The 26,259-nt window shown below is 69.1% G+C and carries 27 protein-coding genes and 2 pseudogenes; 12 read left to right on the top strand and 17 right to left on the bottom strand.

Features of this window, described 5'->3' with window-relative positions; genetic code table 11:
* Positions 1–45 precede the first annotated feature (45 nt).
* On the top strand, positions 46–1,956 hold the full coding sequence (locus G6N49_RS08395) for an ABC transporter ATP-binding protein/permease (RefSeq protein ID WP_011855831.1): 1,911 nt from the start codon (positions 46–48) through the stop codon (positions 1,954–1,956).
* Between the two features lie 87 nt (positions 1,957–2,043).
* Positions 2,044–3,750: a DUF222 domain-containing protein gene (locus G6N49_RS08390; RefSeq protein ID WP_197913482.1), complete on the top strand. Its 1,707-nt coding sequence runs from the start codon at positions 2,044–2,046 to the stop codon at positions 3,748–3,750.
* A gap of 6 nt (positions 3,751–3,756) precedes the next feature.
* Here the strand turns inward: G6N49_RS08390 and G6N49_RS08385 are convergent, their stop codons facing one another.
* From G6N49_RS08385 to G6N49_RS08380, 3 genes and pseudogenes are all read right to left on the bottom strand, one after another.
* Positions 3,757–5,238: an FAD-binding protein gene (locus G6N49_RS08385; protein WP_041925313.1), complete on the bottom strand. Its 1,482-nt coding sequence runs from the start codon at positions 5,236–5,238 to the stop codon at positions 3,757–3,759.
* Positions 5,239–5,349: 111 nt separating this feature from the next.
* Positions 5,350–5,733: pseudogene (locus tag G6N49_RS29445) on the bottom strand (VOC family protein); the annotation flags it as partial.
* Between the two features lie 62 nt (positions 5,734–5,795).
* On the bottom strand, positions 5,796–6,479 hold the full coding sequence (locus G6N49_RS08380) for a TetR/AcrR family transcriptional regulator (RefSeq protein ID WP_041925073.1): 684 nt from the start codon (positions 6,477–6,479) through the stop codon (positions 5,796–5,798).
* Between the two features lie 102 nt (positions 6,480–6,581).
* On the opposite strand from G6N49_RS08380, the gene G6N49_RS08375 reads away from it, so the two are divergent.
* On the top strand, positions 6,582–7,022 hold the full coding sequence (locus G6N49_RS08375) for a nitroreductase family deazaflavin-dependent oxidoreductase (protein WP_011855835.1): 441 nt from the start codon (positions 6,582–6,584) through the stop codon (positions 7,020–7,022).
* A gap of 3 nt (positions 7,023–7,025) precedes the next feature.
* Here G6N49_RS08375 and G6N49_RS08370 read toward each other — a convergent pair whose 3' ends face one another.
* The 6 genes from G6N49_RS08370 to G6N49_RS08345 all read right to left on the bottom strand — a co-directional run bounded on the left by G6N49_RS08370 (position 7,026) and on the right by G6N49_RS08345 (position 13,493).
* Positions 7,026–7,700 (bottom strand): Rv1815 family serine proteinase, encoded by a 675-nt coding sequence (locus tag G6N49_RS08370; protein WP_011855836.1) that lies wholly within the window; start codon positions 7,698–7,700, stop codon positions 7,026–7,028.
* 116 nt (positions 7,701–7,816) lie between these two features.
* On the bottom strand, positions 7,817–9,223 hold the full coding sequence (locus tag G6N49_RS08365; RefSeq protein WP_041925074.1) for an NAD(P)/FAD-dependent oxidoreductase: 1,407 nt from the start codon (positions 9,221–9,223) through the stop codon (positions 7,817–7,819).
* A gap of 9 nt (positions 9,224–9,232) precedes the next feature.
* Positions 9,233–10,387: a cation:proton antiporter gene (locus tag G6N49_RS08360; RefSeq protein ID WP_011560255.1), complete on the bottom strand. Its 1,155-nt coding sequence runs from the start codon at positions 10,385–10,387 to the stop codon at positions 9,233–9,235.
* A 3-nt stretch (positions 10,388–10,390) separates the two neighbouring features.
* A complete protein-coding gene (locus tag G6N49_RS08355) occupies positions 10,391–10,915 on the bottom strand; it encodes a cation:proton antiporter regulatory subunit (RefSeq protein ID WP_049771553.1) in 525 nt (174 codons plus the stop codon).
* Between the two features lie 30 nt (positions 10,916–10,945).
* Positions 10,946–11,884 carry a sterol desaturase family protein gene (locus G6N49_RS08350; protein ID WP_011855839.1) on the bottom strand — a complete coding sequence of 313 codons (939 nt, stop codon included), beginning with the start codon at positions 11,882–11,884 and terminating at the stop codon, positions 10,946–10,948.
* A gap of 37 nt (positions 11,885–11,921) precedes the next feature.
* A complete protein-coding gene (locus G6N49_RS08345) occupies positions 11,922–13,493 on the bottom strand; it encodes a carboxylesterase/lipase family protein (protein ID WP_011560258.1) in 1,572 nt (523 codons plus the stop codon).
* 68 nt (positions 13,494–13,561) lie between these two features.
* Between G6N49_RS08345 and G6N49_RS08340 the strand changes: the two genes are divergently transcribed.
* Together G6N49_RS08340 and G6N49_RS08335 are read left to right on the top strand one after the other, a co-directional pair.
* Positions 13,562–13,906, top strand: coding sequence for a DMT family transporter (locus G6N49_RS08340; protein ID WP_011560259.1), 345 nt, complete (start codon positions 13,562–13,564; stop codon positions 13,904–13,906).
* Entirely contained in the window at positions 13,906–14,229 is a 324-nt protein-coding gene (locus G6N49_RS08335; protein ID WP_011560260.1) for a DMT family transporter, read from the top strand. Before G6N49_RS08340 ends, G6N49_RS08335 begins: the two co-directional genes overlap by 1 nt.
* Here G6N49_RS08335 and G6N49_RS08330 read toward each other — a convergent pair.
* Positions 14,198–15,397, bottom strand: a complete 1,200-nt coding sequence (locus G6N49_RS08330) for an MFS transporter (protein WP_011560261.1) — start codon at positions 15,395–15,397, stop codon at positions 14,198–14,200. The two genes, G6N49_RS08335 and G6N49_RS08330, sit on opposite strands and share 32 nt — an antisense overlap.
* Before the next feature lie 89 nt (positions 15,398–15,486).
* Here G6N49_RS08330 and malQ point away from each other — a divergent pair, with 89 nt between their 5' ends.
* Both malQ and G6N49_RS08320 read left to right on the top strand, forming a co-directional pair.
* Complete coding sequence (gene malQ / locus G6N49_RS08325) at positions 15,487–17,646, top strand: 4-alpha-glucanotransferase (RefSeq protein ID WP_011560262.1); 2,160 nt, start codon at positions 15,487–15,489, stop codon at positions 17,644–17,646.
* A gap of 92 nt (positions 17,647–17,738) precedes the next feature.
* The gene (locus G6N49_RS08320; RefSeq protein ID WP_041310174.1) at positions 17,739–18,149 is read left to right on the top strand and encodes a hypothetical protein; all 411 of its coding nucleotides are present in this window, start codon (positions 17,739–17,741) and stop codon (positions 18,147–18,149) included.
* A gap of 2 nt (positions 18,150–18,151) precedes the next feature.
* On the opposite strand, the gene G6N49_RS08315 is transcribed toward G6N49_RS08320, so the two are convergent.
* Genes G6N49_RS08315 through G6N49_RS08305 form a run of 3 tightly spaced genes read right to left on the bottom strand, consistent with a single transcriptional unit; the run spans position 18,152 to position 20,265 of the window.
* Positions 18,152–18,919, bottom strand: coding sequence for an SDR family NAD(P)-dependent oxidoreductase (locus G6N49_RS08315; RefSeq protein WP_082967855.1), 768 nt, complete (start codon positions 18,917–18,919; stop codon positions 18,152–18,154).
* A gap of 34 nt (positions 18,920–18,953) precedes the next feature.
* Positions 18,954–19,388 carry an SRPBCC family protein gene (locus G6N49_RS08310; protein WP_011560265.1) on the bottom strand — a complete coding sequence of 145 codons (435 nt, stop codon included), beginning with the start codon at positions 19,386–19,388 and terminating at the stop codon, positions 18,954–18,956.
* A 31-nt stretch (positions 19,389–19,419) separates the two neighbouring features.
* Complete coding sequence (locus tag G6N49_RS08305) at positions 19,420–20,265, bottom strand: lysophospholipid acyltransferase family protein (protein ID WP_011560266.1); 846 nt, start codon at positions 20,263–20,265, stop codon at positions 19,420–19,422.
* A gap of 94 nt (positions 20,266–20,359) precedes the next feature.
* Here G6N49_RS08305 and G6N49_RS08300 point away from each other — a divergent pair, with 94 nt between their 5' ends.
* The gene (locus tag G6N49_RS08300) at positions 20,360–21,259 is read left to right on the top strand and encodes a metal-dependent hydrolase (protein ID WP_011560267.1); all 900 of its coding nucleotides are present in this window, start codon (positions 20,360–20,362) and stop codon (positions 21,257–21,259) included.
* Positions 21,259–22,365: a PDR/VanB family oxidoreductase gene (locus G6N49_RS08295; protein WP_011560268.1), complete on the top strand. Its 1,107-nt coding sequence runs from the start codon at positions 21,259–21,261 to the stop codon at positions 22,363–22,365. The genes G6N49_RS08300 and G6N49_RS08295 overlap by 1 nt, the downstream gene beginning before the upstream one ends.
* A gap of 3 nt (positions 22,366–22,368) precedes the next feature.
* Here G6N49_RS08295 and G6N49_RS08290 read toward each other — a convergent pair whose 3' ends face one another.
* Entirely contained in the window at positions 22,369–22,713 is a 345-nt protein-coding gene (locus tag G6N49_RS08290; RefSeq protein WP_011560269.1) for a DUF7882 family protein, read from the bottom strand.
* A gap of 69 nt (positions 22,714–22,782) precedes the next feature.
* Between G6N49_RS08290 and G6N49_RS29685 the strand changes: the two genes are divergently transcribed.
* The 3 genes and pseudogenes from G6N49_RS29685 to G6N49_RS29440 form a co-directional block, all read left to right on the top strand.
* The gene (locus G6N49_RS29685; RefSeq protein WP_268793806.1) at positions 22,783–22,914 is read left to right on the top strand and encodes a hypothetical protein; all 132 of its coding nucleotides are present in this window, start codon (positions 22,783–22,785) and stop codon (positions 22,912–22,914) included.
* Positions 22,911–23,786 (top strand): LLM class F420-dependent oxidoreductase, encoded by an 876-nt coding sequence (locus G6N49_RS08285; protein ID WP_011855840.1) that lies wholly within the window; start codon positions 22,911–22,913, stop codon positions 23,784–23,786. Before G6N49_RS29685 ends, G6N49_RS08285 begins: the two co-directional genes overlap by 4 nt.
* A pseudogene (locus G6N49_RS29440) lies at positions 23,783–24,175 on the top strand (nuclear transport factor 2 family protein); the annotation flags it as partial. The gene G6N49_RS08285 and the pseudogene G6N49_RS29440, both read left to right, overlap by 4 nt.
* Before the next feature lie 43 nt (positions 24,176–24,218).
* Here the strand turns inward: G6N49_RS29440 and G6N49_RS08275 are convergent.
* Genes G6N49_RS08275 through G6N49_RS08265 form a run of 3 tightly spaced genes read right to left on the bottom strand, consistent with a single transcriptional unit; the run spans position 24,219 to position 26,256 of the window.
* A complete protein-coding gene (locus G6N49_RS08275; protein ID WP_011560272.1) occupies positions 24,219–24,692 on the bottom strand; it encodes an NUDIX hydrolase in 474 nt (157 codons plus the stop codon).
* 17 nt (positions 24,693–24,709) lie between these two features.
* Positions 24,710–24,901, bottom strand: coding sequence for a hypothetical protein (locus G6N49_RS08270; RefSeq protein WP_011560273.1), 192 nt, complete (start codon positions 24,899–24,901; stop codon positions 24,710–24,712).
* Between the two features lie 32 nt (positions 24,902–24,933).
* Complete coding sequence (locus G6N49_RS08265; protein ID WP_011855841.1) at positions 24,934–26,256, bottom strand: NAD(P)/FAD-dependent oxidoreductase; 1,323 nt, start codon at positions 26,254–26,256, stop codon at positions 24,934–24,936.
* Between the last annotated feature and the right edge of the window lie 3 nt (positions 26,257–26,259).

Here is a 26,259-nt window from a genome sequence, read left to right as displayed (position 1 = left end):
GCGCCTCGAACGGCCACGGGCAGTGCCTCGCGGTACCTTGCCCGAATGGAAATGTTCGCCCCGTCGCTCGACTGGAGCAGCGAGTTGTGGACCTCTCTGCTCTGGATCGGCAGAGCCTGGGTGGTCGCGGCCGTCATCACGCTGGTGATCCTCGTCCTCATCGTCCGGTTCACCACGTGGGGAAGCCAGTTCTGGCGGGTCACCCGCGGGTATTTCACCGGACCGGAGAGCGTGCTGGTGTGGGCGTGGCTGGCAGGCATCTTGCTGTTGGTCATCGTCAGCGTGCGCCTGTCGGTGTTGTTCAGCTTCCAGGGCAACGACATGATGACCAGCTTCCAGGTCATCGCATCAGGGGTGGGCGCCGGCGACGACGCCGTCAAGGAATCCGGCAGGGACGGCTTCTGGATGTCGATGGCCGTCTTCACCATCCTGGCCGTGTTGAACGTCGCCATCATCATGTTCGACCTGTTCGTCACGCAGCGATTCATGCTCAGATGGCGCACCTGGCTGACCGATCGACTCACCGGCGACTGGCTCGACGGTAAGGCGTACTACCGCGCGCGGTTCATCGACGACACCATCGACAACCCCGACCAGCGCATCCAGACCGACATCGACATCTTCACCGCGGGCGTCGGGTCGCTGCCGAACACACCGAACAACACGTCGACCAGCACCCTGTTGTTCGGTGCCGTCTCGTCGATCGCATCGATGTACGCCTTCACGGCGATCCTGTGGAATCTGTCGGGACCGGTGACGTTGCCGTTCGTCGGCGTCGAGCTGCCCAAGGCGATGTTCTGGATCGGCATCGTCTACATCCTGTTCGCGACTGTGGTGGCGTTCTGGATCGGCCGGCCGATCATCACGCTGTCGTTCAACAACGAGAAGTTCAACGCCGTGTTCCGCTACGCGCTGGTGCGGCTGCGCGACGCCTCCGAGGCGGTGGCGTTCTACCGCGGGGAGATCGCGGAGCGGACCGGTCTGCGGCGTCGCTTCACCCCCATCGTGGAGAACTACAAGAAGTACGTGAACCGGATGGCCGGCTTCCTGGGATGGAACCTGTCGATCACCCAGGCCCAGGAACTCATCCCCTACCTCGTGCAGTTCCCGCGCTTCTATAACGGAGAACTGACGCTCGGTCAGCTGACCCAGACAGCGAGCGCCTTCCGCGAGATCCTCTCGGGCCTGTCGTTCTTCCGTAACGCCTACGACCAGTTCGCGGGTTACCGCGCGGCGATCATCCGTCTCCACGGCCTGGTGGTCGCCGACGAGCAGGCACGTGCGCTGCCGTCCATCGACGTCCAGAGCTCGCAGGACGGTCGGGTCGAACTCGACGACATCGAGGTGCGCACCCCGGCGGGCAAGCAGCTGATCGAACCGCTCGATCTGACACTGCAGCCCGGCGACGCGCTGGTGATCACCGGCCAGTCCGGCACCGGTAAGACCACACTGCTGCGCAGCCTGGGCAGCTTGTGGCCCTACACATCCGGGACGTTGAAGTACCCGGACGCCGAGAACGCGACGATGTTCCTGTCGCAGATGCCGTACGTACCGCTCGGCGATCTGCGTGCGGTGGTGTCGTACCCCCAGAGCGAGGGCGCCGTGGACGACGCCGCGCTGCGCGAGGTCTTGAACAGGGTGGCCCTACCGCATCTGGCCGACCGGCTCGACGAGGAGAAGGACTGGGCCAAGGTGCTGTCGCCGGGCGAGCAGCAGCGGGTGGCGTTCGCCCGGATCCTGCTCACCAAGCCGAAGGCGGTGTTCCTCGACGAGTCCACCTCTGCGCTCGACGAGGGGTTGGAGCTGATGCTCTACCAGCTGGTGCGCAGCGAGCTACCCGAGACGATCCTGGTCAGCGTGAGTCACCGCAGCACGGTCGAACAGCACCACACCCGGCAGCTACAGCTCCTCGGCGACGGCCAGTGGCAGCTCGGCGAGGTCGCGGCGCGCTCGTAGCCGGAGGTTGTCCCCAGCGGTGAATTCATCCACAGGCGTGGGGTTTTCGGGGGTTGCGTGTCAGACCCGTCTGCCAGAATCGAAGACATGTTCGATGGTTCGTTGCCCGGGATCGGCGACTTCTCCGCGCTCAGTGACGCGGAGTTGGTGGCCGCCTCGGCCGGCTGGGGACGCGCCGAAAACGCGGCCGCCGCCCGCAAACTGGCCGCCATGGCCGAACTGTTCCGCCGCCGCACCGGCTGCGACACCGCCACCGACCGCCACAACTGGTTCGTCGACCCCGACGCCAACGCCGTCAGCGAACTGGCCGCCGCCCACAACATCACCGAACGCCTGGCCATGTTCCAAACCCACCGCGCCGTCGCCCTGGCCGACCGACTCCCCCACGTCGCCGCCCTGTTCACCGCCGGACTGATCACCGACCTGCTGGTCCGCGCCATCGTGACCCGCACCGCCCTGATCACCGACCCCACCCTGATGGCCGCCGTCGACACCGACCTGGCCGCCCAGATCACCAGCTGGGGACCCCAATCAGAAAAGAAAACCTTCGCCGCCATCGACGCCATCGTCGAAACCCACGACCCCGGCGCGCTACGGCGGGTCAAAGACGCCGAAAACGACCGCGGCCTGCAATTCGGCTTCATCAGCGACGCCGCCGGCTTCATGACCGTCTGGGCCCGCATGTACGCCCCCGACGGCGCCGCCTTCGAACAACGCGTCACCGACATGGCCCACACCGTCTGGGACGAGGACCCCCGCACCGCCGACGAACGCCGCAACGACGCCCTGGCCGCCGTCGCCACCGGCACCCACCTACGCTGCGAATGCCCCCACCCCGACTGCCCCGGCAACCGCGACACACAACCCACCAAAGACGTCGTCGTCCACATCGTCACCACCGAAGAAACACTCGACGCCGCCCGCACCCAAACCGAAACGCAGCCCGAACCCGAAGCGGAACCGCACGCGGAGACTGAGCCCCAGCACGAGCCGGAGGCCGAAGACGAGGCGCAGCCGGAGCCCGAGGCGGAACCGCAAGCGGAGCCTGAGCCAGAGCCGGAGGCCGAAGCGGGGCCGACCCCCGAGGCGGAGGCTGAAGCGACGCCGGAACCGGAAGCGACCCCCGAGGCGGAGGCGGCGCCGTTGGCCGAGGCCGCTACGCAACCACCGTCGGCCCCGCAGCAGTCAGCCTGCCGCGCACCGGCATTCGTCATCGGCGCCGGAGTCACCAACCCCACCGTGCTCGCCGCCTTCCTCCACCGCGCCCGCCTCCGCACCATCCAGCACCCCGGCAACGCGCCACCCGAACCCCACTACCGACCCTCGGCAGCCCTGCAGGACTTCGTGCGCTGCCGCGACCTGACCTGCCGATTCCCCGGCTGCGACGCCCCGGCCACCCGCTGCGACATCGACCACACCGTGCCCTGGCCGGCCGGACCGACCTGCGCCGCCAACCTCAAATGCCTGTGCCGAAAACACCACCTGCTCAAAACCTTCTGGACCGGTGAAAACGGTTGGCGCGACGAACAATTCGCCGACGGCACCATCGTGTGGACCTCCCCGAGCGGGCAGACCTACACCACCCGCCCCGGCAGCGCGCTGCTGTTCCCGACCCTGTGCACCCCGACCGCCGACGTGCCGATCCAACCCACCAAAGACACCACCACCGACCGCGGCCTCAAAATGCCCAAACGCCGCCGCACCCGCGCCCAAAACCGCGCCCGCCGCATCCAAGAAGAACGCCGACTCAACGACGACCTCGTCGCCGAACGCAACAAACCACCGCCCTTCTAGCGGTCCCTATCCCCTCTGGGCCGCGTGTGTTCCCGCGCGTCTGCCGAAGAACGAGCCCTCGCCCAACTGGGTGCCGCTCGCGTAGCCCTTGCCGTCCTGGGCGATGTTCGACGCACAGGCACCCGCCGCATACAGTCCCGGGATCGGCGATCCGTCCTCGCGCAGCACCTCACCGTCGATGGACACCGCGAGCCCGCCCATGGTGAAGCCTGAGTACATCGCCCGTCCGAGCGACAGATCGAATGCGGCCCACGGCCCCTTGTCTTGTGCCGCAAGGTAATCCGGCTGCTTGTGGAAGTCGGGGTCCTCGCCGCGTGCGGCGTGCTCGTTGTACCGCTCGAGCGTGGCGGCCAGCTTGCCCTCCGGAATGCCGAGGGCGGCCTCCATCTCGACGACGGTCTCCCACCCGTCGATGAACTTGATCAGCGGCATCTCCGGCATCTGCATGTGCGCCTCGTCGACGATCAGGTAGGCCGTCTGATCCGGCTGCTCCAGCACGAAAGCCGATGTGCGGGAGTGGTAGGAGTCCTCGGCGACGAACCGCTGCCCGTCCTTGTTGACGATCACACCGGTGAGCAGGACCTCCGGCGGATAGGCGGCTGCGGTGATGAACAGCTGGTCCAGGTTCTTGGCGACACCGCCCGCCGAGATCCCCATCCTGATGCCGAGCCCGTCGTCGTTGGTGTTGCCGAGGATGTAGGGTTCGACCTCGCCGTGGTGCTTGGTCTTCCGCTTATGCCCGAGTGCGGGCGTGTACTCGGCGACCATCTCGGGATTCATCGCGAACCCGCCCGCGGCGATGATCACCGCCTTGGCCTTGATGGCCCCGGTCTCTGCGAAGTGCTTCCACTTCACCCCGACCACACCGCCGTCCCCCACCACCAGGTTCGTCACTCCGGTCTCGTACCGGATCTGCACGCCGAGGTCGGCGGCCCGCTTCAGGAGCAGGTCGATCACCATCGCCGCGCCGCCCAGTTCGCCGGGCACCGGGACCGAATGCCCTCGGGGTGCGGGCTTCGCCTGCTCGCAGAACGGCCACACCTTCTCGTTACCCGTGTACGACAACCCCTCCGTGCCCGGCGGCACCACGACTTTGCCCGGGTAGTAGCTGCGCTCGAATTGGAAACCGAGGTTCTCGAGCCATTCGAAATGGTCGACGCTGCCCTCGCAGTACGCCCGGATCTTGTCGTGCTCGGGTTCCCGCGACATCGCGACCAGGTACTTGTACATCTCCTCGGCGGTGTCCTCGTGCCCGGTGGCCTGCTGCACGGCGGTGCCCCCGCCGAGGTAGAAGTGACCGCCCGCCATCGAGGTGGTGCCGCCCGCGGCGGCGGCCTTCTCCAGCACCAACACCCGCGCGCCTGCGGCCGCAGCGCTGACCGCGGCGCATCCGCCTGCGATGCCGAACCCGACCACCACCACGTCCACCTCGTCCGACCACTCGTGGACCGAACCGGCCTCGACGGTTTCGGGAATCTCGGTGCTCATGGCTGCTGCTCCTGTTTGACGTAGTCGAAGAAGGTGCCGGATGTCGTCTGTGAGACAAGCGATCTCGATGTAGGGCACGCCTGCGTCCTCGGCGGTGACATAGGCGAATCGCATGCCGCCGGGCATCACGCCGTCGGCGACGACGGTGGCGCCGTGCCGTTCGGCATCGCGCACCGCGGCGTCGAAGTCGGCCGGGTCGGTCGCCTCCCTGCAGACATGGTGCAGTCCGGGGCCACATCGTTCGAGGAACTCGGTGTAGAGGCTCTCCCCGCGGACGGGCGCGATGATCTCCAGTTGGGTGTCACCGGCATAGCTGAGCGCGACGTCGGCGACGAAGTCCGCCGGGCGGCCACGGAACCGGCACGAGTCCGGCCCGAAATGAACGCCGGGCATGCGCACCCATCTGCGCGCACCGAGCAGCGCGGACAACGCCTGTTCGGTGGCATCCATGTCGCGGGTCACCCACGCGATCTGGACAGGTGTCTGATTGGCCATCGCTGCGAGGATATCGCCCGACTGCCCCACGCGCTAGAACGTGTTCTAGTTTCGGCTCCGGACTAGTGGGACGCCAGCAGCTCGACCAGCGCCCGGATGTGCAGATCGAACACGGTCTTCGGATCGGTGAACGTGTCAGCGCCGTACTGGCCGAAGACCTCGAGGCTGATCGCCCCGATCAACCCCGCCCACAGGGTGAGCGTCTTCGCCACGGCACCGTCGCCACCGGAGAAGTCGAATTCCTGCCGCAACCCCTCGAAGTCTGCCGAAAGCGAATCGGGCACATCGCTTTTCAAACCGGATATGTCACCGGCTGCGATCCCATCCGCCACCGCGCGGAACAGGGCGGCCACCACGCGGGTGCCCGGCTCGGTGGTGCGTTCGGCCGGCGCGCGGTAACCCGGCACCGGGCTGCCGTAGAGCAGCGCCCACCGCGCCGGTTGGGACACCGCCCACTCCCGTGCGGCGTGCGCCATCCGCAGGATCTGGGTCCGCCAATCCGGCTCACCCGCGGTGGCCGCGTCGTCGACCCTCGCCGCCAGTTCGGAGTACGCGTCGACCAGCAGGAGGGTCAGCAGGTCATCGCGACTGCTGACGTAGCGGTACACCGCAGACGACACCACCCCCAGGTCGCGGGCGATCGCACGCAGCGAGAGCCCGGCCGGACCGTCGGTGATCAGGTGCCGGCGGCCGACCTCGATGATCCGTGCCTCCATCCGGACCCTGCTGTCCTGGCGTATCCCCACGGGCCCAGTCTCACACAAAACGAGATCAGCGCTCTTGAAATCTCCGCGCTAACGGTGCACTCTCGGTTAGAGAGCACTGCTCACTCAACGGAAGGAGTTCTCATGACGATCCGCTACGACCAGCCGGGCGCCCTGGCCCGGGCCGGCAACGAGGTGATCCGCTGGCTCGCGGAAGCGGGGATCAGCATCGCCGGTTCACACGCCCTGCGGGTCAGGGGCCGCAAGACCGGCAAGCCACGCAGTGTCGCCGTCAACGTGTTGTCGGTGGACGGCCGGCGCTACGTCGTCTCCCCCCGCGGCAACACGCAGTGGGCCCGCAACGCCCGTGCTGCCGGCGAGGTCGAGGCCGGTCCGCGGTGGCGGCGTCGCAGGGTGCGGATCGCCGAGATACCCGACACCGACAGACCCGAACTGCTCAAGCGCTATCTCGACCGCTGGTACTGGGAGGTCAAGGGACATGTCGGCGGGCTGACGCCACAGTCGAGCGACGACGAGATGCGCGCCGTGGCGCCGTCGATCCCGGTGTTCGAACTGCTCGGCTGATGGTCAGGCAGCGCCGGCGGTGATGACGACGCCCTGACCGGCCCGCTGCGTGGCCGCCTGCCACGACACCGCCGCCGGGAACTGACCCCAGGTGCTGTTGAACATCCCGATGATCACCGCGCGGCCGTCGGGGGCGTTGAAGTAGACCGGCCCACCCGAGTCGCCCTTCTTGCTCACCACACCGTTGGCCATCGTGAACCAGCCGTTGTTGACGGCCTCGATGGTGCCGCAGCTCTCCCCGGTCACCACACCGAAGTGGCACACCGGCATTCCCTTCGTGGGGACCACGGACGGATCGACCACGAGCGGGCGACCACTCGGGAGTAGGTTGTTGACCTGCACCTCGGGCGCCAGCGAGATGGTCTGCCAGTCGGAGATCTGATGGTTCACGTCGACCGTGGTGCCGTCGGGCGTGTTGTCCTCGAATGCGCTCTGGACACCGATGAAGGCGCCGCCGCGGTCGCTGACCGGGCCGCTTCCGCGGCAGTGGCCCGCGGTGTAGGCCACCCGCTGCTGCACGTCGACGAATCCCAGCGTGCACAGGTTGGTGTCCTGGCGGATCTCCATACCCGGAGAGACGAGCACCCCCGGGTCGGCGTGGGCCGGTGCCAGGGGCGCGAGCAGCGCCGCCAACGGTGCCGCGACGGCGGCCACCACGTTCAGCAGGTGTCGGCGCACTTCTGCTCCCTCCCGACGGTTACAGCGACGCGACCCCGATCTTGCAGTCGCTTGTGACCTCTATCGGGGGCTTGCGCATTCACGTTACGGAAGCATCACGGTCAGCGCAGAGGAGGTCACGAATCGAAGCCGAGGCCCAGGGCGTCGAGGGTGCGCAACAGTAGATTGCGCCGCCCCGCCGAGTGGTCCGCGCGATCCAGCGACCACCTCGTGGCGTTGATCCCGATACTCGCCAGCGGCTCGGGCGGGAACGGCAGCGGTTTGTCGCGCACCATCTCCAGTCGGGTGCGGGGAGTGTCGGCGCCGTCGAGCAGGTCGAGGCACACATCGGCGGCGAAGCGGGTCGCAGCGACGCCCAGGCCGGTGAAACCGTTGACGTACGCGACGCGACCACCGCGGGCGAGGCCCCAGTGCGCGCAGAACCGGGTGTTCGTGTCGATCGCACCCGCCCAGCGGTAGTCGAACCGGACGTCGTGCAACTGCGGGAACGTGAGGAAGAAGTGGGCGGCCAGCCGCCGGTAGGTCTGCGGGCGGTCCTCGTATGCGGACTCGACCTTGCGGCCGAAGTGATAGACGGCGTCATAGCCGCCCCACACGATGCGGTTGTCCGCGCTCAGCCGGTAGTAGTGGAACTGGTTGGCGCTGTCGCCGACACCCTGCCGGTTGCGCCAGCCGATGCGCGCCAACTGCTCCTCGGTGAGGGGCTCGGTGGCCAGGACGTAGTCGTACACGGGCACGGTGTGCAGCCGGTTGCGTCGCAACAGGCTCGGGAAGACGTTGGTGGCCAGCACCGCCTGCCGGGCGGTGACCCGGCCTGCCGCGGTGTGCACACACACCGTGGATCCGCGGGTCTCCAGTGACGTGGCCGGGGTCTGTTCGTGGATCTGCACCCCGGCCTCGGTGCACGCACGCGCCAACTCGAGGGCCAGCTTGGCGGGGTGCACGATCGCGCAGGTGTCGGGGCTGAACAGTCCGGCACGGTAGGTCGGCGAGTGGACCTCCTCGCGTACCGCCTGCTCGTCGAGGAAGCGGCCCTCACCCGCACCGGCCGCCTCCTGCAGCCACGGCACCTGATGCGGTTCGGTCGCCACCGTCAGCATGCCGGTGCGCTGCCAGTCGACGTCGAGACCGAGCCGGTCGATGTCGGCCTGCATCCCGTCGAGGTTGTCCATGCCGAGGCGCTCGAGGAGCTCGATCTCGTTGGGCCAGCGGGATTTTCCGTTCTCCCGGCCGTGGGTGAGGCTGGCGTCGACGAATCCGCCGTTACGGCCCGACGCCGCCCACCCGACACGGTCGGACTCCACCACGACGACCCGTGTGCCGGGCCGGCGTTCAGCGGCGTGCAGCGCGGTCCACAGCCCCGTGTATCCCGCGCCGACGACGACGAGGTCCGCGGTCACCGCACCGGTCAGCCGTTCAAACCGCGGCCGCGGCACATCGAGCCACATCGATCCCGGGACACTGGGCGCGAGCGCCGCATCGACGAGGGTCGCGTCGACATGCGCGTCGAATACCGTCTGCACAGCCGGAGACTAGCCGGGCCGTCGGCGCGCGGGCGCCCGACCACCGGTGAAGCGCGCCAGCACCGGGCCCACCATGGCCAGGATGAACACATACGGCGTCGCCACGGCTTCGAGCGCCTCCACGCTCGCACCGACGAGCCCGATGATCACCAGCGAGAATTCACCGCGCGCGATCAACGCCGTCCCCGCGCGCAGCTGACCCGGCCGGCCGACCCCGTCGCGCCGCGCAGCGAACTGGCCGGTCAGCACCTTGGTGGCGGCGGTGGCGACCGCCAGCGCCGTCGCGACGGGCAGCATCGGGATCAGCGCAGCGGGGTCCACCGACACCCCGATCGCGAGGAAGAAGATAGCGGCGAACAGATCCCGCAGCGGGGTGAGCACGGTGCGGGCCCGTTCGGCCGCCTCTCCGGTCAACGTCAGCCCGACGAGGAACGCACCGACCGCCGCGGACGCGTGGATGAACTCGGCCAGCGCCGCGACGATCAGCGTGAGCCCGAGGATGCGCAGCAGCAACTGCTCGTTGTCCGGGTGGACGACCAGACGGCCGACGTGGTGGCCCCAGCGGTAGGACACCACGAACGCGAAGCCCAGTGCGCTGACCGCGATCGCCATCCCGAGCAGCGCCTGCAGGAAGGTGCCACCGGTGGCGAGCACCGCGAGCAACGGCAGATACGCCGCCATCGCGAAATCCTCGAGCACCAGGATCGACAACACCGCGGGCGTCTCGCGGTTACCGAGACGTCTGAGGTCGGACAGCAACCGGGCGATGACGCCGGACGACGAGATCCACGTGACACCCGCCAGCGCCAGGATGCCGACACCGTCCAACCCGATCAGCCATCCGGCGATGGCGCCGGGCGCTGCGTTGAGGACCAGGTCGACACCGGCCGACGGCAGGTGCCTGCGCAGGCTGGTCGCGAACTCCCCGATCGAGAACTCCAGACCGAGGGTGAGCAGCAGCAGCACGACGCCGATCGTCGCGCCGGTCTCCACGAAGTCCCCGGCCGCGGGTACCGGCGCCAGTCCCCCCTCGCCCACCGCGAGCCCGGCGAGCAGGTACAGCGGAATCGGTGAGAGCGCGAACCGACGGGCGATGGTGCCGAGCACGGTGAGCGCAGCGAGGATCACGCCGAGCTCGAGCAGCAGCGTCGCCGAAACCTCCACCGATCAGCCTTGGCCGGGCGGACCGGGCTGGTGCGCCTCGCCTCCGTGCCCCTGGCTGACGATGACTTCTACACCGGCCAGGCCCTCGTGGGTCCCGATCACCACCAGCACGTCGCCGGCGCGCAACAGGTCGGAAGGCCCGGGCGACGCCAGCACCTCCTCGTCCCGGACGATCGCGACGATCGAGGCCCCGGTGCGAGTTCTGGCCCGCGTGTCTCCGAGCGGCCGGTCGACGAAGGGGCTGCCCGCGCGCACCGAGACCTGGCCGGCACTGAGGCCGGGCACCTCGCGGGTGAGGTCGGCGAACCGCTCGGCGATACGCGGGGCGCCCAGGATCTGCGCCAGCGCCTCGGCTTCCTCGTCGGTCAGCCGGAACACCTGCTGGGCCTGGTCGGGGTCTTCCTTCGGGTAGACCACCACCTCGAAATCCCCTGTGCGCCGGGCGACCACACCGATCCGATCTCCGTCGCGGTTGTCGAACTCGAACCGCAGCCCGACACCGGGCAGCAGAACCTCTTTGACATCCATAGCGTTCATCTTGCTGCGCCGGCACCGAAATCAGGCGCGAACCGCCGCCTTCTCCGCGACGTGTCGGTTCTCGACCGGTTTCCACCCCGGTGGGCCGAACGCGTAACCGAGTCGGTCACGCCAGCGTCGCGCGCCGCGCACGTCGCGGGCGATGGCCGCGTATTCGTGGGTCTGCAGCCGCCAGATGTTGTAGGTATTCACCGGTTTGGTCAGCCCGTAGTGCGGGCGGAACAGTTCCGGCTGGAACGTGCCGAACAGGCGATCCCAGATGATCAGGATTCCCCCGTAGTTCTTGTCCAGGTACTCCGGATCCCTGCCGTGGTGCACGCGGTGGTGCGACGGCGTGTTGAACACGAACTCGATCGGCCGCCACATGGTGCCGATCCGTTCGGTGTGCACCCAGAACTGGTAGATCAGGCTGATCGAGAACCCGGCGAACACCATCCACGGCGGCACACCCAGCAGCGGCAACGGGAGCCACATCACGATCTCGCCGCTGTTGTTCCACTTCTGGCGCACTGCGGTGGCGAAGTTGTAGTACTCACTGGAGTGGTGCGCCTGATGGGTGGCCCAGACCAGCCGAACCCGGTGGGCGATGCGGTGATAGCTGTAGAACAGCAGGTCCACACCGACGATCGCGATGACCCACGTGTACCACTGATTCGACGGCAGCTGCCACGGGGCGACGTAGGCGTACAGCGCCGCGTAGCCGATCAGCGCGCCGAACTTCCACACCGCCATGGTGCCGACCGAGACCAGGCCCATCGCGAGGCTGGTCCACGCATCACGGGCGACGTAGGCGCCCGCAGGCGGTTGGTCGCCGGATTCCAGGTGTTCGAGTTTGCGTGCGGCGGTCCATTCGAGGATCAGCAGCAGCAAGAAGAACGGGACCGCGAACAGCACCGGCTCGCGCAGCTGCGGCGGCAGGAACTGCAGAAACGCCGAAACCGCTTCGCCCGTTGCGCCCATCACCCGACACCTCCGAGCCGGAGTCTAGCCGCCCGCCCTACCGGAAACTGAGGACCTCGTCACCCCACGCGGCGCGGATCTCACCGTCGAGGTCGTCGACCACCCTGTCCTGCCCGTCGATGACCAGGGTGGCCCGGTCGTCGGACCGGTACGGCCGCCACGGCGGCGTGCCGCCGGGTTCACCGGACGCGGCGAACCCGGTCCACCGGCCGCGCACCCTCTCGGAGACGGCGGTACCGGCCTTCAGCCCACCGAGCTTGAACGTCGGGTCCCTCGGTCCGGCCACGAGATTGCCCCAGACATAAGGCAATTCGGTCGCATGGGCCGCGCCGAGGCGCAACAGCCGCAGCATCGGGGTGGCGAAGTCGAACCGGTACAGGTAGACCGGCGCGACGGCGTTGTGCCCCTCGGCGAACCACACCGAGGGCATCCGGAAGCCGATGTCGCGGGCCACGCCCATCCCCCTGGCTTTCCCGCGCAACCCGGAGTAGGCGCCCACCAGGTCCGCCTCCGACGGGATCTGCAGCCCCGGTTGTTCGGCGGCGATCTCGGCGAACATCGAGCTGATGGCCTGCGGCGTGATCGGCATCAGCGGCGACTTCATCCACCTGAACAGCGCGGCCTCGTGCTTGTTGGTGCCGATGATCAGGGGTACCGGAAGCGATCCACCGGCCCGGGCCACCCTGACCGGCAGGTCGGGGACCAGGTCACCGTCGACGATCGGCGCGAAGGCCAGCGTGCCCGGCGTCCGCACCGGAACCTCGTCGAAGAGGCGTTTGGAGGCGCTGAGCACGGCGGGCAGTGGCGCATCGACGAGACGGTGTGCGTCGGCAGGTGAGACGCCCAGCTTGTCGAGGAACTGCTCGGCGGTGCGACGCCCACGCTCGGCGCTGTAGACCGAGGTGGCCGGGGAACTCTGCGCGATGGCCGCCGAGAACAGCCCGGCCGCGGCCGGACTCGTCAGCAGTGTGGTGACGATGCCGCCGCCCGCGGATTCCCCGAACAGGGTGACCCGCGCCGGGTCACCGCCGAACGCCGCGATGTTGTTCTGCACCCAGCGCAGCGCGGCCAGCACGTCACGCAGACCGGGGTTCGTGTCGAATCTGGTGCGCGAGGTGGTGAATGCGGAGAGGTCCAGGAAACCGAACGCGCCGACGCGGTAGTTGACCGTCACGACGACGACGTCGCCACCGGAGGCCAGCGCCTTTCCGTGGTAGAGCGGCTGATTCGCCGAGCCGAGGACGTAGGCGCCACCGTGCACCCACACCATGACGGGTTTCCCGTCGCCGGCGGCCGAGCCCGACGGCGCCCACACGTTGAGCCGCAGGCTGTCCTCGTCCTGCACACCACCGAGATCGAGCGGGATCCGCGGATCGGTCGCCTGCGGGCAGACCGGACCGATCCGACGCGCATCGGCGACGTCGCGCCACGGTTGTGGCGGTTGCGGGGCACGCCAGCGGAGTTCACCGGCCGGCGCCGCGGCGTAGCGAACCCCCTTCCAGACCTTCACCACACCATCGTCGGTTCCGCGGACCGGCCCGTACTCGGTGTCGACCACGGGTTCGGAGACCGCCGTCGGGCCTGATGCACCGGTTGATTCGGTCGTCACGAGCAGCACCTCCCTGCGGTAAGCATCGACCCGACCAGGCTACTCACGCAGTCGGTTAGGTTGGCGCGGTGCGAAGATCAGTGCTGTTGATCGCAGCCATCGCCACCGAGGTCACCGCCACCCTGGCGCTGCGGGCATCCCACGATGATTCGTGGTGGCTGATCGTCGTGGTCGCCGGATATCTCGGGGCGTTCCTGCTCCTCACCGCGGTGCTGCGGGCCGGGATGGCCGTCGGCGTCGCCTACGGGATCTGGGGGGCATCGGGCACCGCGGCGACCGCGATCCTGGCCGCGGGCATCTTCGGCGATCCGTTCACCTGGCCCATTGCCGCCGGCATCGCGCTGATCGTCGGCGGGGTGCTGTTGGTCGAATTCGGCTCGCGCCCGCGGCCGGAACCCGGTGGCGCGCGGTGATGTACCTCGCACTTGCCGCGGCCATCGCGCTGGAGGTGCTCGCGACGCTGTGCCTGCGGGCGTCCGACGGCTTCCGCAAGAAGGTGTGGATGGCGCCGGTGGTGATCGGCTACCTGGCGTCCTTCTACCTGCTGTGGCTGACGCTTTCGCTCGGCCTGCCGGTCGGCATCGCCTACGGCGTGTGGACGGCCTGCGGTGTGGCGCTCGTCGCCGTACTCGCCCGCGTCCTGTTCGGCGAACGGCTCACTCCCACGATGGGCGCGGGGATCGCGCTGATCGTGGCCGGCGTGCTCACGATCGAACTGGCCGGCCTCTCACATTGAGCGCACCCGCGAGCACCATGATCACCAGCCCGGCAACCGGCACGGTCAGCAGTCCGATCCGCAGACTGGTCCAGTCGGCGATCAGGCCGACGAGTGGCGGTGAGGCCAGGAAGCCGATCCGCAGCAGCCACGTGACGATGGTCAGACCGGTCCCCGGTCGCAGTCCCGGAAGCTGATCGGCGCCGTGCATGGCCGCCGGGATCGCGGTGGCCACGCCGAGTCCGGCGGCGGCGAAGCCGGCGATCGTCGCGGGAACGCTCGGGAAGGCCAGCGCCACACCCATCCCGGCCGCGGCCAGCGCTCCCCCGGCCCGGGCCACCGCGGTTTCGCCGAACCGGTCGACCAGCCGGTCGCCGATGAGCCGGCCGACGAACATGAACGCCGCGAGGGCGATGTACCCGAACGCCGCGATCGCCCCCGGTGCGCCGACACTGTCGCGCAGATACAAGGTGGCCCACGAACTTCCGGCGTCCTCGACCATCGCCCCTGCGATGGCGATGACGGCCAGCGCGACCAGCACGAGGTACACCCTCCGGCCGGCGCGCTCGCCCTCGGCATACCCGGACGCCGGATGGTCGTCCTGGTCGGCGCCCGGCAGCATGAAGCGGTAGGCGACCAGCACCACACCGGTGAACACGACGGCGGCCACCCCGAGGTGCACCGGCCGCGGGATGTGCAGGGCGATCGCCGCCGCGCCCATGAGGCCGCCGAGGACCGCGCCGCCGGCCCACACGGCGTGCACCGAGTTGATGATGGATCGGCCGTAGATGCGCTGGACCCGAAGGGCATGCGCGTTCTGCGCCACATCGGTGACCGCGTCGGACGCGCCCGCCAGGAACAGCGCACAGGCCACCAGCACCGCCGACGGCGCGAGCCCGGCCGCGAAGACGAAGACCGCGATGGCGATGGTTCCCCCGACCGCGACGCGCGCCGAACTGAAGCGGCGGATCAGGGCGGCTGCGGTGAGGCCGGCGACGAACGCCCCCGCGGAGAACGCGGCAATCGTGAGCCCGTACACGGCATTCGACAGCGCCAGATCGGTCTTGATCTCCGGAAAGCGCGGCAGCAGGTTCGCGAACAACGCCCCGTTGGTGAGGAACTGCGCGGCCACCGCGACCCGGGCACGGCGGGCGCGCACCGCGGTCACGTCGAGCACTCCGGAAGCCATGAGCGCGACCATACCCAGGCCGGTTACTTTCACGCGGAACGGGAATGCTCGCGCGCGTGCCCACCTCACTCACGGCAGGATGGTCAGCTATGACCGAACTGTCCCCGTCACTGGTCGAACTCGCCGCCCGCCACGGCGTCGCCACCCGCTACGAGGACTGGTCCGGCACCCAGGTCGCCGTGCCCGAGTCGACGCTGATCGCGGTGCTCGCCGCACTGGGCGTCGCCGCAGCGGACGACGAGCAACGCGCCGCCGCGCTCATACAGCACGACCGCAATTACTGGCAGCGGTCACTGCCGCCCACGATCCTGGCCCGCACCGGAAGCACGTCGTCGTTCTGGGTGCACGTCACCCACGGTGACCCGGTCGAGGTCTGGGTGGCCCTGGAAGACGGGTCGATCCGCCAGAGCCTGCACCAATTACGCAACGACACACCGCCTTTCGACCTCGACGGCCGACTGGTCGGGGAGGCCAGCTTCGAGCTGCCCGCCGATCTGCCGCTGGGTTACCACCGGGTGCACATGCGGACCGGAACGGTCGAGGCCGATGCACCGCTGATCGTCTCCCCCGCCACGCTGCCCGTGCCGCCGCGGCTCGGGGCCCGGCGCAGCTGGGGGTTGGCGACCCAGCTCTACAGCGTTCGCTCCCACCGCTCCTGGGGTGTCGGCGACCTGACGGATCTGACGGACCTGGCGGTGTGGTCGGCGACGCGGCACGGCGCCGGGTTCATCCTGGTCAACCCCCTGCACGCGGCCGCGCCTGCCGCGCCGATGGAGCCGTCGCCGTACCTGCCCACCTCGCGACGGTTCGTCAACCCGCTGTACCTACGGCCGGAGGCGATCCCCGAGTACGCCGAACTCCGCCATCGGGGTCGGTTGCGCAGGTCGCGGACCGAGGTTCAGGCCCGTGCCCGGCGCAGGGAGCTCATCGATCGCGATTCCGCCTGGCGGGCCAAACGGGCGGCCCTGGCGACCATCTACCGTGTCGAACGTTCGGCCGGCCGTGAGCTCGCCTACGCCGGGTACCGGGCGCGGGAGGGCCGCGCGCTCGACGATTTCGCCGTGTGGTGCGCGTTGGCCGAGAAGTACGGCAACGACTGGCACGGCTGGCCCGCCGAACTGCAGCATCCCCGCAACGTGGCGGTGGCCGCGTTCGCCGCCGAGCACGCCGACGAGGTGGACTTCCACCGGTGGCTGCAGTGGCAGCTCGACGAGCAGCTCACCGCCGCGCACGCCACGGCGATCGGCGCGGGGATGGACATCGGGGTCATGCACGACCTCGCGGTCGGGGTGAATCCCGACGGGGCCGACGCGTGGGCACTGCAGGAGGTCCTGGCCCTCGGCGTCACCGCGGGCGCGCCGCCCGACGAGTTCAACCAGCTCGGCCAGGACTGGTCGCAGCCGCCGTGGCGACCCGACCAGCTCGTCGAGCAGGCCTACGAACCGTTCCGGGCGTTGGTCAACGGGGTGCTGCGGCACGCGGGCGGTGTCCGGATCGACCACATCATCGGACTGTTCCGGCTGTGGTGGATCCCCCGGGGCGCCGCACCGACCGAGGGCACCTATGTCCGCTACGACCACGAGGCGATGATCGGCATCGTCGCGCTCGAGGCGCACCGTACGGGGGCGGTCGTGGTCGGTGAGGATCTCGGCACCGTCGAACCCTGGGTGCGCGACTACCTGCACGACCGCGGACTGTTCGGCACCTCGATCCTGTGGTTCGAACAGGACCGCGACGGCCAGGACGCCACAGGTGGTCCGCTCCCCGCCGAGCGGTGGCGGGAGTACTGCCTCTCGGCGGTGACCACCCATGATCTGCCGCCGACGGCCGGTTACCTCGCCGGTGAACACGTCCGGTTGCGCGACGAACTCGGACTGCTCACCCGCCCGGCGGCCGAGGAACTCGCCGACGACCGGGCGGCGCAGGCCGCGTGGCTGGCCGAACTGCGCCGGGTCGGCCTGTTGGCCCACCCGGACAACGGCGAGGAACCGGAGTCCGATGCCGTGATCCTCGCCCTGCACCGGTATCTGGGCCGGACCCCGTCGAAGCTGCTGTCGCTGTCCCTGGCCGACGCCGTCGGCGATCTGAAGACCCAGAACCAGCCGGGAACGAGTGACGAGTACCCCAACTGGCGGGTGCCGCTGCGGGGTCCGGACGGGCGCCAGCGCCTGGTCGAGGACGTGTTCACCGACCCGCGGGCCGCGGCGCTCGGCGCCGTGATGGGTTCGTTGGTGCACCCGGTCCTGTGAGTCGGGATGTAACGCCGGAGGGCTCTTCTCCGGTTTCACATTCGTCACCGCTGCGATATGTTCGCACCGCACCACAACCGACGGAGGCCATGTTGAAGAAGCTCGTGACGCTCGGCGCCGGAATCCTGGCCGCCGGAGCCGCAGCCGTGATCGGCACGGGTGTGGCCGCGTCCCAGCCGGGCGGCAGCTACAACGTCGTCGGTGAGCCCTACAACAAGGCGCTGCAGATCCTGCGCGCCCAGGGCGTGAAGGCCACCTTCGGGGGCTCGTTCGGCAGCGTGCTGCCGCAGGCGAGCTGCCTGGTCGACACCCAGAAGCTGACGTCCGCCGGCAAGATGCTGCTGATGCTGGACTGCAGCCAGGCCGCCGCCGACCGCCTCAAGGCCTCGCAGCCGGCGGGCGGACCCCGGGTGGGGTCCAACGGCATCACGACGGTGACGCCCACCCCGATCGTGCCGATCCAGGGGGCACCCGGCGCGGGGACCCCGCCGCCGGTCGGCTGACCTCAGCGGCCCATCGGCCTGGCGATCAACCGGTTCATCCGCGCCTTGACGCCGTCGGGCAGCACCGTGTTCACCGCGCCCAACGCCTTCGACATCAGCGACGACGCGACCACCTTCCGGTCGCCGCGCATCATCGCCTCGTAACCCTGCCTGGCGACGTCCGCCGGATCGTCCTTGGGCAGCGGACCGCCGACCGGGGTGTTGCGCATCTTGGCGCGGGTGAAGAACGCGGTGTCGACCGGACCGGGCATCAGCGCGGTGACCGTCACCCCGGTGTCGCGTATTTCGTCGTGGAGCGCCTCGGCGAAGCTCTGCACGAACGACTTCGACGCGTTGTAGATGCTCTGGTGAGACCCGGGCATCGCGGCGACCGTCGACGACGTGAACAGCACCCGGCCACTGCCGCGGTCGACCATATCGCCCAGCACCAGCCTCGCCAGGTGCACAGTGGAGCGCACGTTGAGGTCGACGATCGCGAGGTCTTCGTGAAGGTCGCCGTCGACGAACCGGCCCGCCCGCCCGATCCCGGCGTTGATCGCCACCGCATCCAGCCGACGCCCGTCCGCCGTGGCCTTCTGGTAGAGCGCGGAGACGCCCGCTTCGGTGCGCAGGTCCACCTGGACCGGGGTCACTGCCCGGCCGATCCTCGAAAGCTCTTGCGCTGCAACGTGAATTTGCGCTTCGTCGGCGGCGATCACCAGCTCGTACCCGTCGCGGGCGAACAGCTTGGCCAGTTCGAACCCGATACCCGTGGACGCGCCGGTGACCAGTGCCAGCTTCGTTGCGGTGGTCGTTTCGGTGATCTCAGCCCTCCACCATGGTCTTGAGCCGCTTGAGTGTCTCGGACATGGTGCGACCCACCTGCCGGGCCGCCACCCGGTCGGCGATCAGGCCGAGCAGTCCGCCGGGTGCCTCGTAAGAGAGCCGGAACGTCACCTTGGCGCGTCCGTCGCCGTTGTCGCGCAAGCGGAACCGGCCACGCAGGGTCACCCCGGTGATCCCGATCCACGCCAGGTCGCGCTGCGGATCGAACTCGACGAGTTCGACGATGCCGCCGATCGGGACCGAACCCACCTTCCAGTGCGCGGTGAACCGGGACCCGACGTCGGGTGGACCCTCGGTGACCGTCTCCCAACGCTCCAGGCTCGCCATGAACTCCGGATAGCAGTCCGGGTTGCTGACCACTTTCCACACCGTCTCGCGGTCCGCGTCGAGGACGCACCGCCGTTCCAGCCTCATGGAGCCCCTCGCTTCTTCGCGCAAGCGCTCATCAGCCGAGCACCGGGAATCGTCGCTCCGCCGCCAGCCTGTCCACCCCACCCTGCAGGCTGGCCACCACCTTGTCGTTGATGACGTCGTCGTCGGTGTCGGCGATGTCGGCCGCCGAGATGGGCTCCTGCACCTCGATGACGATCTTCGTCGGCAACGGCAGCCGCGGGATGAGGTCGCTGACCACCAGACCCCACGGCGGCGCCAACAGGATCGGCACGCTCTTCAACCGCGCCAGCTTGTCCACCATCAGCAGGCGGGCCAGCCATTGGCCGCGATCGAGGAACAGCGCCGCCTCCTGACCGCCGACGCTGGCGACCGGCACGATCGGCACACCCGCCTCCCGGGCCAGCTTCACGTAGCCCTTCCGCCCGCCGAAGTCGACCTGGTGCCGTTCCCACGACGGCCGGAACACCTCGTAGTCGCCGCCGGGGTAGACCAGGAGCGCGGCGCCGGACTCCAGCGCCATCCGGGCGTTGTCGTGGTTGGCCGCGACGGTGCCGAACTTGCGCAGCCAGCCCAGTCCCGGAGCGGACACCACCAGGTTGTGCGCCAACTGGTAGAACGGCCGCTCGACACCGAAATACGAGCAGAATGCCAACGTGAACACGAACGTGTCCGGCGGGAGGTTGCCACCGCTGTGGTTGCCGACCAGCAGCACGGGCCCCTCGGACGGGATCCGGTCCAGACCCCGCACGTCGGCCCGGAAGTACAGCGACGCGAGCAGCCAGGTGCCGGGCAGCTGCTCGCGGATGTAGTCCGAGTCGCGCTGGTCCAGGTCCGCTTTCGGCACCTTGGACGACACCTGGTGTTTGGCCCAGTCGAGAACGTCGTTGATCCCCGCCATGGCTGGTGGTATTGACGCGTCGCGGTTAGCCGAAACCTGCGTTCCCACCTAACCGTCGTAGACTGCGGGCGTCACCGGCAGCAGGAGGTGTGCGATGTTGCGACCGCGCCGCTTCGACGTGGAGGTCGATCCGGGGCCCGTGCAGATCCAGGCCCGCAGGGTGGCGTTCGACGTCACCGGCAGCGACCTGCACTGGATCCCCGGCCATCCGGTGGGCTCCAACGTCGTCAGCCTGCTCAACATCGTCCTGCCCGCCGCCGAACGGTGGTTCGTCGACACCTTCAACGAGGCGCTGCCGCTGGTTCGGGATCCCCGACTGGCCGAGGACATGCGCGGGTTCATCGGCCAGGAAGCGACCCACGCCGACGTCCACGAGCAGGTTCTGCACGACTACCTCGAAACCCACGGCATCGACCCCAAGCCGGTCCTCGACCAGATCGAGTACGTGTTCGGTCGCATGCTCGCACCCGGTACGTCGACCGATCCGAAGCGCAGGCTCAACCATCTGTGCGACCGGCTGTGGCTGATCGCGGCCATCGAGCACTACACCGCGGTCATGGGTGACTTCGCCCTCAACTGCGCCTGGGACGACTTCGGCGCCGACCCGACGATGGTCGACCTGTTCCGCTGGCACGGCAGTGAGGAGGTCGAGCACCGCAGCGTCGCCCACGACGTCGCGGTCTACTTCCACGACAGCTACCTCGACCGGATCCGGGCGATGTCGATCGCGGTGGTGATGATCTTCGTGTTCTTCCAGCGCGCCGCCTGGTATCTGGTGAAACGGGACCCCAACACCGACATCGGGTGGTGGCGGTTCAACCGGCTCCGGATGCGCGACTCGAAGCTGGGTCTGCTGCCTCGTTATCGAAAGCTGTTCGGCGCCAACACGTTGATGTACTTCAGGCCGGGATTCTCACCCGAGGAGATGGGATCGACGGCGCAGGCGGTCGCCTACCTGGCCAGCTCCCCGGCGGCGCGGGCCGCGCACCTCTGATGCCGCTGCTCGACCGGTTCCGGCAGGCGCCCCCGAGCGCGTTCGGCCGGTTGCGCCACGACGTGTCGATCGGCGTCGCCGACGCCGCCATCTCCGCGCTGTGGGCCCTGTCGGGCCGCGTCCGCGACATCTCCGAACCGCGGCCGCGAGAACACCTGATCACCTTGACCGTCACCGACCGCCGCATGGTCGCCCACGACGAGGACGTCGTCGCGCTCACGTTCACCGCGTCCGACGGCGCCACACTGCCGCCCTGGCACCCCGGGGCACACCTCGACCTGCACCTGCCCAGCGGGCGCATCCGGCAGTACTCGCTGTGCGGGGACCCCTCGGTGCGGGACAGCTATCGCATCGCCGTCCGGCGCATCGCCGACGGCGGTGGCGGTTCGGTCGAGGTGCACGAAAAACTGCACCCGGGCGTGGCCGTGGGAACGTTGGGCCCCCGCAACGCCTTTCCGCTCACACTGCCCGGGTACGGATCCCCGGCCCGACTGCTGCACTTCGTCGCCGGAGGTATCGGCATCACCCCGATCCTGCCGATGCTCGCGCTCGCGCAGCGGTTCGAGGTGCCGTGGACGATGTCCTACGCCGGGCGCAGCCGTGCCAGCCTGCCCTTCCTCGACGAAGTGGCCGCCTACGGCGAACGGGTGCGCCTCCACACCGACGACGTCGCAGGTGTGCCCGCAGCCGGCGATCTGCTCGGCGAGTGCCCGGACGGCACAACGGTGTACGCGTGCGGGCCGGCGCCGATGCTGACCGCCGTGCGGTCGGCACTCGCCGGGCGCGCCGGGGTCGAACTGCATTTCGAGCGGTTCGCCGCACCGCCCGTCGTCGACGGCGCACCTTTCTCCGTGTCGATCACCTCGACGGGTGCGGTGGTGCCGGTGGCCGCGGACGAAACCCTGCTCAGCGCCCTCGACAGGTCGGGTGTGCACGCCGCCTACTCGTGCAGGCAGGGGTTCTGCGGCACCTGCCGGACCCGGGTGCTCGCCGGCACGGTCGACCACCGCGACACACTGCTCACCGAGCCGGAACGCGCAGGCGGGATGATGCTGACCTGCGTGTCGCGCGCCCCGGCGGGGCAGCGACTGACGCTGGACCTGTAGCCGCTAGGCGTGTTCGGTGAACGGCCACCACAGGCCGTCGCTGCCGCGGACGCCGTACGGCGTGTCCATGGCGGCGGTGATCTCCTCGATCTCGTTGTCCTGCAGGGCTTCCGGCGCCACCCGACCTCCTGATCCATCGGTGACGTCGTAGCCGAAGCTGACCGGCAGACCGGGGTGGATCCAGTGACTGACCGTCTGCTCGGCACCCTCTTCACCGACCTGTGAGGTGGTGAGGAAGAACCCCTTCCCGGACGCGAACCGCGCGGCCGTGGCCGCCTGCAGATGCGCCAGGAAACGGTTGGTGAAAGTGCCGGGTAGCTGTTGCCCGCCCACGTGAAGCGTTGCCACGGATTCGCCCTTCGCTCGTGTCTCGTCGACCTTCGCCCACCCACCGACGCCGATCTGTACTATCGCGCCATGGCGTTGGCCGAGCGGGCGACGTTCGCGGTGCCGAAGGTGCTGCCCGCGACCGTATCAGCGCACGACACGTACCGAGAGCGGTTCAACCGGGAAGCCCGCCGGCGCAGCAACGGACTGCCGCTCCCGTGAAATACGCCGTCGTCGCACCGGTCCACGCCGGGGTCACCGCCGATCCGGCCTGGATGGCGGCGTTCGCGCGGCACCTCGAGGCGTGCGGATTCGAGTCGATCGTCGCCGTCGAGCACACGGTGCTGATGACGCAGTACACCAGCGTCTACCCCTACGACCCGTCCGGGCGGGTCGAATTGGCCGCCGACACCCCGGTACCCGATCCGTTGGATCTGCTGACTTTCCTCGCCGCGCACACCGAGCGGCTGGGGTTGGCGACCGGTGTGCTGGTACTGCCCAACCACCATCCGGTGGTGCTGGCCAAGCGGGTGGCGACCGTCGACGCGCTGTCGCGAGGCCGGGTACGGCTCGCCGTCGGGACCGGATGGCTCGCCGAGGAGATCAACGCGTGCGGTGCCGACTTCACCACCCGCGGTCGCCGCGCCGACGAGCAGATCCAGGTGTTGCGGACGCTGTGGGCGGACTCCCCGCTCGGGGCGAGTTTCCACGGCGAGTTCGTCGAGTTCGACCACGCGATGTGCTATCCGAAGCCGGCCGCGCGTGTGCCGATCCACATCGGCGGACACAGCCGGGCGGCGGCGCGGCGCGCGGGCCGGCTGGGTGACGGTTTCCAGCCCCTGGGCGTCGCAGGCCCCGACCTGAGCGACCTCGTCGAGGTGATGCGTTCCGCCGCAGTGGAATCCGGGCGCGACCCAGATGCCGTCGAACTGTCGCTGGGACACGCAGTTGCCAAGATCGACGCGGCCCGTGCGGAGCGGCTCGCGGAGGTGGGCGCCGACCGCTTGGTGCTGGCGATGCCGCCGGTCACGACGCTCGACGAGGCGACCGACGTGGTGTCGGCGTGCGCCCAGCGGTTGGGACTGACTTCATGACACTGGCCGTGGCCGACCGGCTGGCTCTGGCCGACCTGGTGCACCTCTATGCCGCCGCCGTCGACGACCGCCGGTTCGACGACGTGGCCCAGTTGTTCACCGAGACAGCCGAACTGCGGTTGCCCGACCCGCCGCGCGTGCTCACCCCGGTACGGCATCTGCACGGACGTGACGGAGTTCGGGCGGCGATGTCGGCACTCTCCGATGTGGAGCGCACCGAACACGCGATCGTCGGCGAGGTGTACGCCGAGACAGCCGACCGCGCCTACGCGCTGGGCCGGATCACCTGCATCGCCCACCACTGGAGCGTCGCCGACCGCGAAGTCACCGATGTGGTGTGGCATTTGCGCTACGACGACGAATACCAGCACACCCCGGCGGGGTGGCGGATCCACGGTCGCGCGCTCACCGTCAACGCGATCGACGTCGGCCCTACCCGCGTCCTGCGGCGACAGCAGCCGTCAACTGATCGAGTACGGGACGCTGACCCGCGAGCAGCTTCGCCCGGGCCTCCTCCACCGGAAACCATGCCACCCGGTCGATCTCGGGGAACTCCCTGAGCGTGCCGGAGCCTCTGGGCCACTCGAGGGTGAAGGTATTGCTCGTCGCGGCGCCCGGGTCCAGGTCGCCGCGGACCGCGAAGACCGTGACGATCTTCCCCCCTGCTTGCTTCACCGGTTCCAGGCGCAGTGGTTCACCGGGCGGGACCGGTGCGCCGAGTTCCTCGGTGAACTCCCGTTGCGCGGCAGTCCACGGATCTTCGTCGGGGGCGTACTCTCCCTTGGGAATCGACCAGGCGCCCTCGTCGCGGCGCGCCCAGAAGGGTCCGCCCGGATGGCCGAGCAGGACCTCGACGACTCCGTCTGTCACCCGGTAGAGCAGCAGTCCCGCACTGAGTTTGGGCACGCTGCCACCCTAGCCGGTCAGTAGGAGCGGTCACCCTCGCTGTCGTCGACGAAGTCCCAGCGGTCCTCTTCGACCTTGACTTCCATGCGGTAGCCGAGTTCGTTGCCGGGAACCTGTTCGACGAACCAGGCGTGGGCATCGTCCGCGCTCTCGATGTCCGTGGTCGAGACGACCTCACCCTTCGGATCCAACACACGATAGGTAGCCATGGCTCTTCTGTTCCCGCTCCGAGGAGTTTGAATCAGTCGCCTTTCGGCATCGGGATGCCCTCGCTGGCGGAGAACCGGGCGTCGTCGGCGGACGAGAGCCCGATCGACACCACCGACCGGGCGAAGAACACGTCGGTCAGGTACGCCAGCGACACCGCCCACCGGTTGACGAACCGCGGTATCGCGTACAGGTGGTAGGCCCGTGTCACGGCCTTCGCCGGCAGCCCGGACAGCCGCACGCCCAGCGGATTGGCCACGGCGTAGCGCGGTCCCAGATCCACCACCAGACCCATGTTGCGGTGTTTGTACAGCTTCTTGGTGCCGTGCCCCAGACTCGCGGCGACGTTGCGGGCCAACACCTTTCCCTGCCGGGTGGCGTGCTGCGCGGTGGGCGGCGTGATGGCGCCGGACTGGGTGAGGTCGGGGACGGCGGCCGCGTCACCCGCGGCGAAGACGTGGGGGTGGCCGGGAACCTGCAGGTCCGCGTCCACCTTCAACCGACCCTTCTCGGTCGGCAGCCCGAGCTTCTCGATCAGGGGCGCGCCGGTGACACCGGTGACCCACGCGACGGTGCGGGTGTCGATCCGGGTGTCGTCGGTGAGCAGCACGTGGTCGTCGTGCACCTCCTTGAGCGTCACGCCCAGGCGCACATCGACCCCCCGCCCGCGCAGCACCCGGTGGGCGGCGGCGCCGAGCTTCTCCCCGACCTCGGGCATCACCTGTTCGGCGAGATCGAGCAGGACGAACCGCACGCTGTCGGGATCGAACCCCATCTGCTGGGCCGCCGCATCGGCCAACGCCCGCAGTTGCACGGCCAATTCCGTTCCGGAGTACGACGCACCCACCACGACGATCGTCCGCCGCGCCGCCGCCAGCGTGGGGTCCTCGTCGAAGTCGGCCAGCTCGAGCTGTTCGAGGACGTGGTCACGCAGATACAGCGCCTCCGCGGTCGATTTCAGCCCGCGGGCGTGTTCGGCCAGGCCGGGCACGTCGAACAGCCGCGTCACCGATCCCGGCGTCAGCACCAGGCGGTCCCAGGGCATGCTGCGGACACGCTGCTCGGGGTCGGTGAAGGTGACGGTGCGCTGGTCGAAGTCCACGTCGTCGACCCGTCCGCGCACGGCCCGCACGCCGCGCAGGCTGTTGGCCAACGGGATCGTGACGAACCGCGCGTCCACCAGACCGCCGGCCACGTCCGGCAGCAGCGGCGTGTACAGCATGTAGTCGACCGGCGAGATGATCGTGATCTCGACCGGTTCCGAGCCGGTCCCCTCGCTCTTGCGCAGCTTGCGGGCCAGATGACGGGCGCACTCGAAACCGGTGAACCCGCTGCCGACGATGACGACGGAGGTCATCGA

It is taken from the genome of Mycolicibacterium monacense (genome assembly GCF_010731575.1).
Classification (GTDB): Bacteria; Actinomycetota; Actinomycetes; order Mycobacteriales; family Mycobacteriaceae; genus Mycobacterium; species Mycobacterium monacense.
The sequence above is the reverse complement of the archived record's forward strand: the minus strand, read 5'-3'. Positions and strand labels throughout refer to the sequence as shown.

Excerpts from the sequence above, each read along its gene's own strand:
- G6N49_RS08265 (WP_011855841.1), bottom strand. The coding sequence starts at position 26,256 with ATGACCTCCGTCGTCATCGTCGGCAGCGGGTTCACCGGTTTCGAGTGC.
- G6N49_RS08395 (WP_011855831.1), top strand. The coding sequence starts at position 46 with ATGGAAATGTTCGCCCCGTCGCTCGACTGGAGCAGCGAGTTGTGGACC.
- G6N49_RS08335 (WP_011560260.1), top strand. The coding sequence starts at position 13,906 with ATGTACCTCGCACTTGCCGCGGCCATCGCGCTGGAGGTGCTCGCGACG.
- G6N49_RS08390 (WP_197913482.1), top strand. The coding sequence starts at position 2,044 with ATGTTCGATGGTTCGTTGCCCGGGATCGGCGACTTCTCCGCGCTCAGT.
- G6N49_RS08310 (WP_011560265.1), bottom strand. The coding sequence starts at position 19,388 with ATGAGGCTGGAACGGCGGTGCGTCCTCGACGCGGACCGCGAGACGGTG.
- G6N49_RS08355 (WP_049771553.1), bottom strand. The coding sequence starts at position 10,915 with ATGGATGTCAAAGAGGTTCTGCTGCCCGGTGTCGGGCTGCGGTTCGAG.
- G6N49_RS08375 (WP_011855835.1), top strand. The coding sequence starts at position 6,582 with ATGACGATCCGCTACGACCAGCCGGGCGCCCTGGCCCGGGCCGGCAAC.
- malQ (WP_011560262.1), top strand. The coding sequence starts at position 15,487 with ATGACCGAACTGTCCCCGTCACTGGTCGAACTCGCCGCCCGCCACGGC.
- G6N49_RS08350 (WP_011855839.1), bottom strand. The coding sequence starts at position 11,884 with ATGGGCGCAACGGGCGAAGCGGTTTCGGCGTTTCTGCAGTTCCTGCCG.
- G6N49_RS08305 (WP_011560266.1), bottom strand. The coding sequence starts at position 20,265 with ATGGCGGGGATCAACGACGTTCTCGACTGGGCCAAACACCAGGTGTCG.
- G6N49_RS08295 (WP_011560268.1), top strand. The coding sequence starts at position 21,259 with ATGCCGCTGCTCGACCGGTTCCGGCAGGCGCCCCCGAGCGCGTTCGGC.
- G6N49_RS08385 (WP_041925313.1), bottom strand. The coding sequence starts at position 5,238 with ATGAGCACCGAGATTCCCGAAACCGTCGAGGCCGGTTCGGTCCACGAG.
- G6N49_RS08330 (WP_011560261.1), bottom strand. The coding sequence starts at position 15,397 with ATGGCTTCCGGAGTGCTCGACGTGACCGCGGTGCGCGCCCGCCGTGCC.
- G6N49_RS29685 (WP_268793806.1), top strand. The coding sequence starts at position 22,783 with ATGGCGTTGGCCGAGCGGGCGACGTTCGCGGTGCCGAAGGTGCTGCCC.
- G6N49_RS08270 (WP_011560273.1), bottom strand. The coding sequence starts at position 24,901 with ATGGCTACCTATCGTGTGTTGGATCCGAAGGGTGAGGTCGTCTCGACC.
- G6N49_RS08300 (WP_011560267.1), top strand. The coding sequence starts at position 20,360 with ATGTTGCGACCGCGCCGCTTCGACGTGGAGGTCGATCCGGGGCCCGTG.